Raw genomic sequence first — 249 nt, 5'->3', positions numbered from 1 at the left:
TCAGGCGTATTCTCTATCTTGCGGTTCTTCAAGTTCATTCTGCCTTGAAAACCAGCTTTCCTCTGGAAGCTGTCATCTTTGGACAGATTGAAGAACCGCGTTTCTATTTAATTCTGATATCCCATTCCGCGACGCCCGATCACAAACGAAGCGGCCATATGCACTGTACAGCCCATCTTCCGGCTGTATTTTTCTTTCCCAATTTGACTTGTGTACGCTGGATTTACCTGAACAACGCCATACCCTTCC

Source organism: Holdemania filiformis, from assembly GCF_003459085.1.
GTDB classification, from domain to species: Bacteria; Bacillota_I; Bacilli_A; order Erysipelotrichales; family Erysipelotrichaceae; genus Holdemania; species Holdemania filiformis.
Note: the sequence above shows the minus strand (reverse complement) of the source record.